Annotated in this window: 13 protein-coding genes; 9 read left to right on the top strand and 4 right to left on the bottom strand. The window is 45.1% G+C overall.

Features of this window, described 5'->3' with window-relative positions; translation table 11 throughout:
- Positions 1–915: 915 nt before the first annotated feature.
- A complete protein-coding gene (locus tag V7K40_RS15530) occupies positions 916–1,893 on the bottom strand; it encodes an AraC family transcriptional regulator (RefSeq protein WP_334961053.1) in 978 nt (325 codons plus the stop codon).
- A 126-nt stretch (positions 1,894–2,019) separates the two neighbouring features.
- Between V7K40_RS15530 and V7K40_RS15535 the strand changes: the two genes are divergently transcribed.
- From V7K40_RS15535 to V7K40_RS15570, 8 genes are all read left to right on the top strand, one after another.
- Positions 2,020–2,907, top strand: a complete 888-nt coding sequence (locus tag V7K40_RS15535) for an SDR family oxidoreductase (protein ID WP_334961055.1) — start codon at positions 2,020–2,022, stop codon at positions 2,905–2,907.
- Positions 2,908–4,069: 1,162 nt separating this feature from the next.
- Complete coding sequence (locus tag V7K40_RS15540) at positions 4,070–5,119, top strand: aliphatic sulfonate ABC transporter substrate-binding protein (protein WP_334961057.1); 1,050 nt, start codon at positions 4,070–4,072, stop codon at positions 5,117–5,119.
- A gap of 82 nt (positions 5,120–5,201) precedes the next feature.
- Positions 5,202–6,323: an LLM class flavin-dependent oxidoreductase gene (locus V7K40_RS15545; protein ID WP_334961059.1), complete on the top strand. Its 1,122-nt coding sequence runs from the start codon at positions 5,202–5,204 to the stop codon at positions 6,321–6,323.
- 202 nt (positions 6,324–6,525) lie between these two features.
- Positions 6,526–6,735, top strand: coding sequence for an RRXRR domain-containing protein (locus tag V7K40_RS15550; RefSeq protein ID WP_334961061.1), 210 nt, complete (start codon positions 6,526–6,528; stop codon positions 6,733–6,735).
- Between the two features lie 72 nt (positions 6,736–6,807).
- Positions 6,808–7,479, top strand: coding sequence for a hypothetical protein (locus V7K40_RS15555; protein WP_334961063.1), 672 nt, complete (start codon positions 6,808–6,810; stop codon positions 7,477–7,479).
- Positions 7,463–8,224 carry a class II aldolase/adducin family protein gene (locus V7K40_RS15560; protein WP_334961065.1) on the top strand — a complete coding sequence of 254 codons (762 nt, stop codon included), beginning with the start codon at positions 7,463–7,465 and terminating at the stop codon, positions 8,222–8,224. Before V7K40_RS15555 ends, V7K40_RS15560 begins: the two co-directional genes overlap by 17 nt.
- 150 nt (positions 8,225–8,374) lie before the next feature.
- Positions 8,375–9,493 carry a sulfonate ABC transporter substrate-binding protein gene (locus V7K40_RS15565; protein ID WP_334961067.1) on the top strand — a complete coding sequence of 373 codons (1,119 nt, stop codon included), beginning with the start codon at positions 8,375–8,377 and terminating at the stop codon, positions 9,491–9,493.
- Between the two features lie 114 nt (positions 9,494–9,607).
- Positions 9,608–10,429, top strand: coding sequence for an NADPH-dependent oxidoreductase (locus V7K40_RS15570; protein ID WP_334961069.1), 822 nt, complete (start codon positions 9,608–9,610; stop codon positions 10,427–10,429).
- Positions 10,430–10,714: 285 nt separating this feature from the next.
- Here the strand turns inward: V7K40_RS15570 and V7K40_RS15575 are convergent, their stop codons facing one another.
- The gene (locus V7K40_RS15575) at positions 10,715–10,837 is read right to left on the bottom strand and encodes a peptidoglycan-binding domain-containing protein (RefSeq protein ID WP_334961199.1); all 123 of its coding nucleotides are present in this window, start codon (positions 10,835–10,837) and stop codon (positions 10,715–10,717) included.
- A gap of 22 nt (positions 10,838–10,859) precedes the next feature.
- On the opposite strand from V7K40_RS15575, the gene V7K40_RS15580 reads away from it, so the two are divergent.
- The gene (locus tag V7K40_RS15580) at positions 10,860–10,982 is read left to right on the top strand and encodes a hypothetical protein (protein ID WP_334961071.1); all 123 of its coding nucleotides are present in this window, start codon (positions 10,860–10,862) and stop codon (positions 10,980–10,982) included.
- Between the two features lie 25 nt (positions 10,983–11,007).
- Here V7K40_RS15580 and V7K40_RS15585 read toward each other — a convergent pair whose 3' ends face one another.
- Both V7K40_RS15585 and V7K40_RS15590 read right to left on the bottom strand, forming a co-directional pair.
- Positions 11,008–11,553 carry an RNA 2'-phosphotransferase gene (locus V7K40_RS15585; protein ID WP_334961073.1) on the bottom strand — a complete coding sequence of 182 codons (546 nt, stop codon included), beginning with the start codon at positions 11,551–11,553 and terminating at the stop codon, positions 11,008–11,010.
- 57 nt (positions 11,554–11,610) lie between these two features.
- Positions 11,611–12,939, bottom strand: coding sequence for an aromatic amino acid transport family protein (locus V7K40_RS15590; protein WP_334961075.1), 1,329 nt, complete (start codon positions 12,937–12,939; stop codon positions 11,611–11,613).
- Between the last annotated feature and the right edge of the window lie 485 nt (positions 12,940–13,424).

Raw genomic sequence — 13,424 nt, forward strand, 5'->3', positions numbered from 1 at the left:
TAGCAGTCCTAAATGAGTCGTGAAAAATATAGATAAGGAAACGAACCGCCAACTCTTGGAGAGGCTTTTGCCAACGCGCAGCGTCTCGCAGAGAAAAACACCAACTCTTGGAGAGGCTTTGCCAACGCGCAGCGTCTCGTTAGAGAAGGACGCAAAGAGAAAGAAGAAAGAGATATATAATTTTCACAAATGATTTAGGATTGCTATATATAGCTTCATTGTTGTCCAAAACTTCCAAGACTTTGCCCTGCGTACCCTGATTCACTAGTTGTAAATTTGTTAACTTCAGATTGCCAAGTCACAGTTCCTGTCCCATTTTCACGACGTCGGAGGCATTTCCACTCAAAAGCGAATGGCACGCTTGTAAAGCTCTAAGCTATACAGGATAAGCGCTACAGATTTTAAAGCTATTAAACAGTGTCGGGACGGGGCAGGCGATTGTCCTTGATGAAGTGTTGCGATCGCTAATGAAGTTTGCTCCTGGCGTAATCCCAATTCACAATTCGCAATTCGCAATTAAAAAACTTAGATGCAGCAAGACTTTCATGGTTTACATCTGTTTCATTATTTTAGTGAATTGGTATAACCATTCGTTTTATTGGGATGCCTGTAGCGGTATACGCTATGCCTAACTTTAGACAGTGCAAAGATGTACGGGTTGTCCAAAAATTTTTAGGTAGAAAAGCTTACTCGTTCATGAAATACTTTCTTTGAGACAAGCAAGCAAACATCATAAATACTACTGTGACACTACGAGTACAAATCCTCAAGGATAAATTTAATTCATCTTTAAACGCCGCCCGAAAGCTTACCCCTTAATGACCAAACCCCGGCAAGAATTACGAAATATGAAAGCAAACTGCTTAAACCACAAGCGTTTTGGCTTTTCTTAGTGCCATTTGAAGCAGAACTGTATCAACGTGTGATACGTTCGACCTGATTAGCGAGGGCAGATTCCTCCTCGCTATGGGAAGGTAGAGCCGGAGCCCGGCCACGGCTGTATTGCCGTGGCGAACAGCCCATAACCCGCTTGAAGGCTGTGCTGAAGGCGGCTTCGGATTCATAGCCGAGCGCCAGTGAAATGACAGAAACCGGATCGCTCGAATTCACCAACTTGTCCCCCGCCACCAGCATCCGCCAGCGCGTCAGGTATTCCATTGGTGACTTACCCACCCTCTGTTTGAATTTCTGGGCAAAGGTTGATCGCGACATGCCGGCGCACTCCGCCAGTTCCTGCAATGTCCAGCGATGAGCCGGATCTTCGTGCATGGCGTTAAGCGCCGCGCTCATCTGTTTATCCGCCAGAGCGAAGAGCCACCCGACGACGCCACCGCTCAACCCGGACGCCAGATGCAGCCGCAGGGCCTGAACCAGCATCATCTGGGCGAGGTGCTGTGCGATCAGTAGGCCTCCTGGCTGCGGCTCGCGCAGTTCCTCCATCATCCGCTCGATAGACCAGCGCAGCGCGGCTTTGTCCGATTCTTTCTGGAGATGGACGATCGGTGGCAGCATCCCCCCTAACAGGATGGTGGCGTGATTGCCGGTCAGGGCGAAGTGCCCACCGACAATAAAGCAGTCTCCGCCGCCATTAAATGAGCTGATGCTCCCATTCTTTGAGGCACAAAGCGTGAGGGCGTCAACAGGCGGCAAGGTCAGGTCACTCGCAAGGCGGAATGGCCGCCCAGGCGGCAGCAGGAAGCAGTCCCCCGCTTTTAGCTGCACCAGATCGGGAACGCCATCTACCGACAGCCAGCCTTTGCCGGAAACAACGGCGTAGCATTTGATGCCTGCATGCTTGGGGAACTGGAGGCACAAATTTCTACCGACATCAAAGCCACCGCACCCATAACTGTGCAGTTTCAGCAGCGACAGCACATCTGAAAGCGGATCCATAGACTATCCCGGACGATTGCGAAAGTAATACGGACTTTATAGCATAGTCAAACTATTTTCAATCACCTATCTTAAGCCTAGTGGGCTGCGAGTGTAGTCTGAAAACGAAGTCAAGGAGAGGTTGTGATGCGTGTTTTCGTAACTGGTGCTACCGGCTTTATCGGTTCTGCTGTTGTTCAGGACCTGATTAACGCGGGCCATCAAGTGCTCGGTCTTTCTCGCTCAGATGTGGGTGACAAGCCTCTTATTGCCGCAGGTGCTCAGGTGCATCGAGGCGATCTTGAAGACCTGGAAAGCCTGCACAGTGGAGCCGCAATATCGGATGGCGTGATTCACACTGCGTTTATCCACGACTTCTCGAAATTCAAAGAGAACAGCGAAATTGACAGGCGCGCCATCAAGGCGCTCGGTGACGCGCTCGCGGGCTCGAACCGCCCTTTGATCGTCACCTCCGGGATATCCCCCACACCAGGCCGCCCCACGACAGAGGACGATCCTCCTTCCGGCTCTAACGTGACTCCCAGGGTATCGGAAGAGGCGGCAGAGGCTGCCGCGGCGCGTGGCGTGCGTGTGTCGGTGGTGCGCCTGCCGCAAGTCCATGACCGGGACAAGCAAGGCTTCGTTACCTATATGATCGCGCTTGCTCGCGAGAAGGGTATCTCGGCTTATGTCGGCAACGGGCTCAACCGCTGGCCCGCAGTGCATCGGCTCGATGCTGTACCCCTTTACAGGCTGGCGCTTGAGAAGGGATCTGCCGGGGCGAGGTATCACGCAGTCGCCGAAGAGGGTGTGCCGGTTCGAGAGATCGCAGAGGCAATCGGCCGGGGCTTGAAGATACCGGTCGCCGCCAAGTCCACCGAGGAGGCAGCCGATCATTTTGGCTGGCTCGGGTTCTTCGCTGGCATGGACGGTCCAGCTTCAAGCGCGTTGACGCAGCAACGACTGGGATGGCACCCGACACAGAAGCCTGGACTCATTGCCGATCTCGACCGCGCAAGCGCTTTCGGAGGCTAGGTGTCAATACTGCTCGGTTAAGCCTCTTTTGGGCATTATATACAACGATATTTCAAGGGTTTCAGCCTACTTTCTTTCCTTAACCGAGCAGTATTGTCGCCTGCCCCGTCCCGACACTATTTAATAGCTTTAAAATCTGTAGCGTTTATCTTGCATAGCTTAGAGCTTTTCTTAATGCCATTCGACTCAGAATAAAAGGACGGGGATTTGTTATCCCTAAATTATCGGTTTGCCCTTTCTTAGCAATGTATCCTTGCCAAATAGAGCGACTCCACAACAAGTTATAAAGATTGCTGATATCAGCATGCTCGATTTTGCGTCCTGAAACTCTAGTTTCTACACCTTCATAACAAGCACTGGAGTTAAATTGTTCTGGTTCACCTTCCGCCCGTTCTTTCTTTAAGTTTAAAGTTAGATGCCCTTAACATTTTTTGCAAGATAACTATTTTTACAACACATCCTTTTGCTAAACTAGAACATTTCTCTGACCATACACCGCATGGTTATATTTACAGACTTGGATTGAGCAGCTGACGATAAAATAAATTTTTGCGTATTAATACTGAGTTATTTAAATATCAGATAAATAAAAAACCTGAAATACGAATAAAACTCTGAGTAAAGCAAATCCAACGCTATTTGGCATTGTGGACGAACGATACACATCTAGATGAAATGGGCAATTCCACTTTTTCGCCTTCCTCTTGCAACTCGGCACTGACAATCGACTTGCTTTTTAAATTTGGATGTGATAATTTCTGCTTGTAGTTTGTTCAACGGTTATCCGACCGATTTACCGTATTTAAAGAAACTAATATCACAGCTAAGAGACTTCGCAATAAAAAATTATGACTTACGCACAAGTTACGGAATAACGAACCGCAGAGGCACAGAGAAGCCAGTGCGCCCTTGCGGTTCCCCAACTTGTTCGCTCTTAGCGTTCCCGCAGGGTAGCAACTGGCGCGGCACGCAGAAATCAGAGTTTGAGAGATATTTTGCGTAAGTCCTAAAAATATCCAACTACTGATTGTGAGACTACCCCACAAGATTGGATGATTTATTCCTTGGAAATCCCTAATCAGCCGTAAAGACAAGAGTGCTGGAGTTGACCTCTAGACCTCATTCTTATCTTTTTTTAATAACAGGAGTAATAAAAAAGTTGTTGAATCAGTTAAAAAAGTTCTTGTTTTTATTGCCACAACGCTCAGTAAAGTCCTTTAGTGCCTTATTGGTTGCTAGTTCCTGGCTAGGTTTGGTGATTTCTGGCTGCGCTCCAAGGAACTCTGCAAATACTAATACCACTGCCCAAAATGTCAGTAACCAGACTCAAGAGAAAACTAGTTTGATTCGCCTGGGATACCAAAAGGGAGGTGTAGTGCCAATTGCACGTCAACGAGGAGAGTTAGAAAAGAGGCTTGCGGCTCAGAATATCAAAGCTGAATGGGCTGGCCCATTTGACCGATGTGCTACCTTACTCCAAGCAATTAGTGCTAATCAAGCCGATATAGGCGGGTGCGGAGACATTCCTGGATTGTCAGCTATTGCTGCCGGTCAGGAGCTTTGCATTGGTGCTGTTCAGCGTCCCAGACCGGAATCATTGAACAGTGCGATCGTAGTCCGTGGCGACTCTTCTATCCGTAAGCCTGCTGACCTAGTAGGTAAAAAAGTTGCTGTAAATCAGGCTGGCGCAGGTGAGTACCTGTTATTAAAAGTATTGGAAAAAGAGAACATTTCTAAAGATAAAGTTCAGCGTGTTTTCTTAGCTCCAACTGATGCTGCACCCGCCCTCTACCAAGGAACTGTGGACGCTTGGGCAGTTTGGGACCCCTATATCTCAATTGCCGAATTAGAGCATGGTGCTAGGAGAATCACCACAACCCATCCAGCTCCCACCTACAGTGTAATGCTTGTGCGTAATGAGGCTGCGGCTAAATCTCCAGAGGCGGTAAAAGCAGCTTTCAGGGGTTTAGGTGAAGAATATGATTGGTTGAATGTAAATACGGCAAAATCAGCCGAATTTCTAGTTAAGGACATCAAAATCTCCCCAGCCGTAGCCAAGCGGGTAACTGAGAATCAAGGGTCACAGCTACTCGCCACACCTAATGCTGATGATGTTGCCAAACTTCAGAAGACGGCTGACTGGATGCTGGAGCAAAAGATTTTACCGAAAAGGGTAGATGTTACTGCTACTATCTGCCCCACGGCTAAGTAGGAGTAGGGAAGCAGGAGGACAAGGGGAACAACCATGCCCAATGCCCAAATAAAGTTTGTAATTTTTGAGGTGATGCACTACTATGCCAATTGAATTTATTGGGATGATTGGAACGCGACAAATATCTGAGTTAGATGGGCCGACAGTTTCGATCACGGGCGGTTCGATAGATTCCGCCTATGTCCGCAAGTTTGCTAAGGCACATGAGGATGGTGGCTTTGATCGGGTACTGGTCGGTTATGGTTCAACTGGCCCCGATGGCTTAACTGTGGCTTCGTTCGCAGCGGCTGCAACAGAACGGTTGAAGTTTTTAATCGCCCACCGCCCTGGTTTCGTGGCTCCTACACTCTTCGCACGCAAGACAGCAACTTTGGATCATTTTACTAATGGTCGCATTGCTATACACATTATTACAGGTGGCAGCGATGCTGAACAGCAACGCGATGGTGATTGGCTTGACCACGATACTCGCTATCGCCGTACAGATGAGTACCTCGACATCGTGCGCCGGGTATGGACGAGTGATACTCCCTTCGACTATGAGGGCGAATTCTACCGCGTGAAAGATGCTTATTCAGATGTGAAGCCTTTACAACAACCCCACATACCCCTGTACTTTGGCGGTGCTTCTGGTGCAGCAGTACCTGTGGGTGCAAAGCATAGTGATGTCTACGCTATGTGGGGAGAACCAATTGCGGCAGTTAAGGAACGAATACGTGAAGTAAAAGCCGTAACACCAGCAGGGCGATCGCCACGGTTTAGTGTATCTTTGCGACCGATTCTAGGTGATACTGAGGAGAAGGCTTGGGAACGGGCGCACTTAATTCTATCGCGTGTTAAAGAAATTCGGGCTGCAAAAACAGAAAATCAGCTACCAATAACTCCCTACTTTAATTCAGCACGTCCGCAAGCAGTGGGTTCCAATCGTTTGTTACAGTTTGCCCAAGAAAGCGAAATTTTCGATAAGCGCTTGTGGACGCCAATTGCTGCCGTTACTGGTGCTTATGGTAACACTACAGCCCTGGTTGGTACACCGGAGCAAGTTGCAGAGTCGCTTGTGGATTACTATGAGGTGGGGGTAACTACTCTATTGATCCGGGGATTTGATCCCTTAGAAGATGCGATCGCTTATGGTCGTGACGTGATTCCCCTAGTCCGGGCAGAAGTGCAACGGCGGGAGCGACAAGCAACTGTTGTTGCTTAGGGACTTTCAAATAAAAAACAAATAAAAAAATATTCAACTACTTCTTGTGGGATGGGTAAAGAAGTCGCCTGTAGCTAAAGGCGGTTATGCTGGTCAATCCACGAGATTGAATAATTTATTTGTTGGAAATCCCTTAGATCAAGATTGGATGATTGATTTTTTGATAGTCCCTTAATAACTTTACTCGTAAGGAATATCATTCATGAGCAAAGTATTGATTCTTGATGCCAACCAACAACCGTTATATCCAGTACGTATCAGCCGTGCTAGGCTGCTATTGTCACAAGGTAAAGCTACCGTATTCCAGCGATATCCCTTTACTATCATTCTGAAGGAGTCTCTTTCTCGTCTAAAACTTGAGCAACTTGGCTTCAAGTTTCACCCTGGCATTAAAATAATTCGTAATTTGTAATTTAATTATTAGCTACGAATTACGAATTACGAATTAGTAAATGTTAGTCGCCTCCCAAACTGAGGAATATAGATGACAAACCACACCATCTTAGAACCATTAGCAGAAGACCAATGGTTTATTGAGAGCCAGGAACTACGATCGTTTGTAGCAACAGTGCATGAAATTAGCGCTAGCACTGCTGACGATCGCACCCAAACTCTAGCTAGATTAGAACCCTATTTTCAAGAACTGCTTGCCCAACAGGAATGGCTCCCGGAAAAGTTTGCTCAAATCAATCCCGAAAGTAAAATGGGCGGCGGTATTGGTCAGTGGCTGCTTTATCGCGCCAAAGACCGTTCCCTCTCAGTCTTCAGCTTGGTGATTCCCCCAGGTTCAACAACTCCCGTTCACGACCATTTGGCTTGGGGATTGATTGGTTTATACAAAGGTAATCAAGAAGAAACAGTATATCGCCGTGTAGATAAGGGTGACGCCGAAGGACACGCACAATTACAAGTAACTGAAGTGCGATCGCTTCAACCAGGGGATATCTACCGCCTCTTACCCCCAGATGGTGATATCCACGCCGTCAAAACCACATCCCAGAGCGCATCTGTATCTATCCATCTTCTGGGTAATGATACTGGCTGCATCTTGCGTCACCAGTTCATCCCAGAATCTCATAGCGTCAAGTCCTTTCGCTCTGGATATTCCAACGCTCCCTGTAAAGAGGAGGAAAAAGAACATGCCCAAGTCCGATAGACCACAACCCCCTATATTCGAGCGAGTTGAAGACGAACGTCTGCACCGTAAGCAACGCCTAGCCGCTGCTTTTCGCCTGTTTGGTAAGTTTGGGTTCAGCGAGGGAATCGCCGGCCATATTACAGCTCGTGATCCGGAGTTTACAGATCATTTCTGGGTCAATCCATTAGGGACATACTTCGGTCATATCCGAGTTTCTGACCTGCTCTTAGTTAACAGAGAAGGTGAGGTGGTTAAAGGCGATGCTGAGGTAAATCGAGCGGCTTTCGCCATCCATTCTCAGATTCATGAAGCTCGACCTGATGTCATAGCAGCGGCTCATGCTCATTCACTTTATGGTAAAGCCTGGTCTAGTTTAGGTCGTCTCCTTGACCCCTTAACTCAAGATTCCTGTGCTTTTTACGAAGACCATGCCCTATTTGATGATTTCACAGGTGTGGTTTTAGAAATTTCTGAAGGTCAGCGACTGGCGCAAACCTTGGGCACAAATAAAGCCATAATCCTGCGTAACCACAGCATTTTAACTGTGGGACATACGGTAGATGAAGCTGCCTTTTGGTACATTAGCTTAGAGCGATCGTGCCAAGCCCAACTTCTGGCAGAAGCTGCGGGTAGACCTACTATTATCAAACACGAAACAGCCCGTTTAACACAAACTCAAGTGGGATCAAATACAAGTGGGTGGTTCAGTTTCCAGCCACTTTACGACAGGATTATCCGTGAAGAACCTGATTTACTGACTTAATGCTGTGTTTCTTGAAACTAAGTAATACGCAGGGAAGTATAAATTTACCTTACTTCCCGCTCTTTTTATGTCAAATTTCCTTAAATTTATTTATATACTCCGGTAAACTTATAGGTTTATAGTAAAATATAATTCAGAGAAATCATTTTGATGATTAACTTAATCTTTCACCGCTTAATTACCAAGTGGATATCGTTGATAAAAATCAGGAATATCCCACTTAACAACCAAAATAAATTATTCTTTTCTTCTGTTTTGCCAATTATGGGGGCTTTTGTTACAGGTCTTTGTCTAAGCGTGCTATTTGCCGCCTGCTCATCGACACCTACTGTTAATTCCCCTAATTCCAGTGCCACATCTGTTAGCAATTCGGCTTCCAGTAAAGCAACAGTGGTAAGATTTGGCTATCAAAAATCGACCATTTTGCTTAGAACTAAAGGTGTTTTAGAAAAGCGTTTGGCACCAGAAGGTATTACTGTAAAGTGGACTGAATTTCAAGCAGGACCACAACTACTAGAAGCCATGAATGTGGGTAGCATTGACATCGGTCCTGTAGGAGAATCACCGCCAATATTTGCCCAAGCAGCTGGAGCATCACTAACTTATGTTGTTGGGACTGCGGCTACTCCGGCTAGTTCAGCAATTCTTGTTCCTCAAAATTCACAAATTCAAAAACTTACTGACCTCAAAGGTAAAAAAGTTGCCTTTCAAAAAGGCTCTAGCGCTCACTTATTGTTACTCCAAGCTTTAGAAAAAGCGGGATTGAAATATACTGATATTGAACCTAAATATTTAGCACCAGCTGATGCCCGCGCTGCATTTGTCAAGGGTAGTGTGGATGCCTGGGTGATTTGGGACCCCTTCTATGCAGCAGCTCAAGATGTAACTAAAGCCAGAGTCCTGATTGATGGCACAGGAATCAATAAACAGGGAGGATATTATTTGATGACTCGCAAATTTGTCACTGAAAATCCCCAAACTGTCAAGGCAATACTGGAGGAAATTCAAAATCTAGAAGAATGGTCTAAACAGAATCGAGAAGAGGTAGCAAAAACTCTAGCACCTGTGTTAGGAATTGATATAGAAACGATGAAAAAAGCAACTAACAGACGGACTTTTGGTCTTGTCCCAATTGATGACAATTTAATAAATCTCCAACAAGATGTTGCGGATACATACTATAAATTGAAGTTAATTCCCAAAGAGATAAATGTGAAGGATGCAGTGTTGACAAAAGAACAATACGCTGCATTTGCACCAAAAACTTAAGCTAGTACAATGAATCGGCTGTAGGGGCGTACAGATGTATTGTCCCTACAAATAGAATTGGTATTAGTAATAAAACAACTGGCAATTTTTGAAATGTGAATCTGGGAATTGATTATGACTAATCCTACAGAACTACTGCGATCGCGCTACGGTGAAATTCCCTTCAATCCCGAAATTGAATGGAATGATTCCCTGACAGCACTCCTATCTCACCGTTCAATCCGGTCTTATCTATCTGATCCTCTACCACCAGGAACTCTGGAGTTACTAATTGCAGCCGCCCAATCTGCATCTACTTCCTCTAATTTGCAAACCTGGAGTGTGGTAGCAGTCGAAGATCAACAGCGCAAAGAGGAGTTATCCAAGCTAGCAGGAAACCAAGCACATATTAAGCAGGTTCCTTTATTCTTAGTTTGGTTAGCAGACTTGGCGCGTCTAAATTACGTTGCTGATAGTCGCGGCATCTCTCATGATGCGCTGGAATACTTGGAAATGTTTGTGATGGCAACAATCGATGCAACTTTGGCGGCGCAAAACGCAGCAGTAGCAGCTGAGTCACTCGGTTTGGGAACAGTATATATCGGCGGTATTCGGAACCACCCTCAAGAGGTAGCAGAGATATTGAATTTGCCCTCCTCTGTGTATGCTGTATTTGGGCTGTGTGTCGGCTATGCGAATCCTGAGGTAGAAGCAGCGATTAAGCCAAGGTTACCACAATCAGCGATACTGCACCGTGAAACTTATAAATTGGCAGATCAAGAAGAAGCGATCGCTCACTATAACGATATCATCAAAGACTTCTATACTGAACAAAAGATGAATATCCCTGGTGATTGGTCAGAACACTCAGCCCAGCGGATCGCAACTGTCGAGTCATTGAAGGGACGCGATCGCTTGCGTGAAGTTCTCAATCACCTCGGCTTCAAGTTACTGTAAACAAGATGGCGGAATTATTCAAGGAACATTTTGAGCAGTTTGACAACGGAACCAGACCATTGAAGGTTTCCGGCTGTAAGCGATGCGTGCCCTATTGATGGAGACAGACGCGATTAATCGCGTCTGTATAAAGCAAGAGATACATCTGAATACTTGGGGTATTTTGTATTCAAGCAGATTACACCAATTTGAATAATGATTGCGACAAATAGAGCGCTAAAAGCGATTAACAGCAACTCTTTCACAATCCAAAATCGAAAATCAAAATAGTATTATTCAAAAGTCTCACAACCCAAGTGCTTTTTGAGTTCCAGAACCAACAATTCCATCAGCGATTAAGCCAAAGCTTTTCTGAAATGCTGTTACAGCAACATCAGTAGCCGAACCAAATATACTATCTAACTTGATGTTAAAAACAGCTTAAAAAGCCGTGGAATATGCTTTTTGGCATATTAGCTTAGAGCGATCGCGCCAAGCACAAATACTGGCAGAAGCTGTGGGTACCAATGCTATCAAATACTCAAAACAAGGAAACAGTTCCTCGGATTTCTAAATAAATCTTAACAACTTATTAAAATTCAAATTTTTTGTAGATACTCAGGTGGAACATGATCCACTAACCAAACACCATTAGCAGAACAATAGAAAATGTAACCCGCCTGATGCATTGCCGCAGCATATACAACAAAAACTACAGCTTTTCCATGTCTTGTACCAACAGTTTGTGCTGTTGCAATATCCTGCGATAAATGGACATGATGTCGTAACATTTTGCAAAGTCCTGTTTGCATAATAGCCTTTACAGATTTGTGTCCCGTGCCGTGATAAAGCTCATCTGGGGGTACAACAGATTCTAATTGTAAATCGACTTTTACACTATGTCCTTGGTTTGCACGAATCAGAGTCCCTGTAGAATCAAAAGAAAACCGTTGTTTCTCGTTGGATTCAACTACCGCCTCTAATTCCTGACGATTAATCGGAAACTTGTTTTTAGCACAAGCAGTAAGTAGTTCATCAACAGCAACCCAACCAGCAGGAGCGAGTTTAATTCCAATTGCATCCGGTGTATGTCGCAGATATTTACTGAGATATTTGCTGATTTTGACGAGGCGAGAATCACTCATTTGATTGTGTTTGTCATCTTTATACTACAATTATCGCTGTTTGTGTAACATAAAATTTCATTGATGGTTTGACTGTGTGGCAATTGCCAGAATTTGTCTTCCCATCATGGCTAATGCCACTCCAATCATCACCATAAGTGTCACCTTCCCACCAGGAACGAGTGATTGATTTATACTATCTGAGTTTTCTTGTTCTTGACGTTGCTTCCAACTCATTAACGCCGGAATAATTCCACCGAGAACTGAGATACTAAATGTTCCAGTGTAATCTAAGGCAGTAAAAAAGATGGTGGGATTGAGTGTTCCCAGAGTCATAGGAGGGAAAAGAACCAGGGAATAGAGGGATAGGCGACTAAAAAGTTTGCCCTGTGTAATTAGGAAAATATCTTTGAATACATCCAGCAACCCGTATACAAATCCAATGAATGATGTGACGATCGCAAACTCTGAAAAAATGGATGCTAGCACTCCTAACCATTCCCCCACACCACCTGTTCGGAGAATTTGCAACGGGTCAAAAACGGTTCTACCATCAGATGTATCATGTAGCATATCAGGACTGACGCTTCCTAAAATTACGGCATTCCACGCCAAGAACATAATTAGAGGAATCACAGAACCAATAAAGATGGACTGACGAATTTTGTGGGCATCCCCTTCGAGTTGCGTCACAACCACTGGCACAACGTTTTGGAAAAATAGCGCCACAGACATTACTGAAATAGCACTACCAAGGGCACTCCAATTCTGAAATAATAGTTGGGCACTCTGAATGTGCCCTCCTACCAGAAACAATAGTCCCAAGAAGGAAACGATAACAATTCCGACAAAGGCACTATTTAATTTCTCAATAAACTTTTCTTGCCCAAGATACATAATGCCACCAAATAAGAGCGTGAAAGTCGTTGTGCCCAACCACTTCGGCAATATCTGCATATCCCAGACTTTTGCCGCCGCAGATACTAAAATCTCTCCACCTTCAGTGATGTATGCCACTAAGAGAGCATAGTGCATAAATAAATATGCGCCGCCAGCAATTCGCCCTCCCAGCTTACCAAGGATCTTCTCAACAACTCCCAAAAAACCTATACTCGGACACCCTTGTGTTCGCATCGTGTTTAAGATCACTTCTGCAACCAATAACCCTGAAACTAAAGCGTAGAGCCAAACAGCAATCAGCCCAGATGTGGATGGCACAATACCAGACGGCAGGGTAACAGCTGGTAAGGCGAGAATCCCAGCCCCAACGGTGGTTCCCGCAATCAATGCAGTACTCCCCAATATGCTACCCGGTTGATGATTGAGTTTCTTTCCATCAAATTCGAGATGAGAAAACAACCGAGTGATTTGCTCTGAATCTTTGAGAACAGTCTTTATGGCAACCATACTGAATATGTGTACTTAAACAAAATTAACAATATTAACATATGTAAATATTATTCGCAAAAACCCTGATGTTCCTGCTTTTTTAACCAAATTTTTGTGGTAAGTAAGCGATCGCTACTTGATCATCAACACAACTTTTAGACTATAAATGTCAGTTATAGCACTTGATTAAGTTTTACTTTGGGCAAATGCATCCGTGCGATCGCGCCTTCTCCCCTAATGCCGTAGCCAATCGCCCCAAACCATCGAACCCCCCAAGAATATCGAAAGCCCTCTTGACATTGGCTATTGGATTGACACTAGTCGCGTTGGTGGTAAACCTTGTGCCAAGATTCGCTGTCTGAGCAATTTGTTAGAAAAGCCAGTGTAAAGGGAACACTTCAAACAAGACCCTCTGCTGAAGAATGATTGTCATTTATTTAACAGATTATCGGGTTTTAGTAAGGACAAATTAAAACTCCTTTGACACAATAGTACAGAAACAC

The organism is Nostoc sp. (assembly GCF_036917195.1).
Classification (GTDB): Bacteria; Cyanobacteriota; Cyanobacteriia; order Cyanobacteriales; family Nostocaceae; genus Nostoc.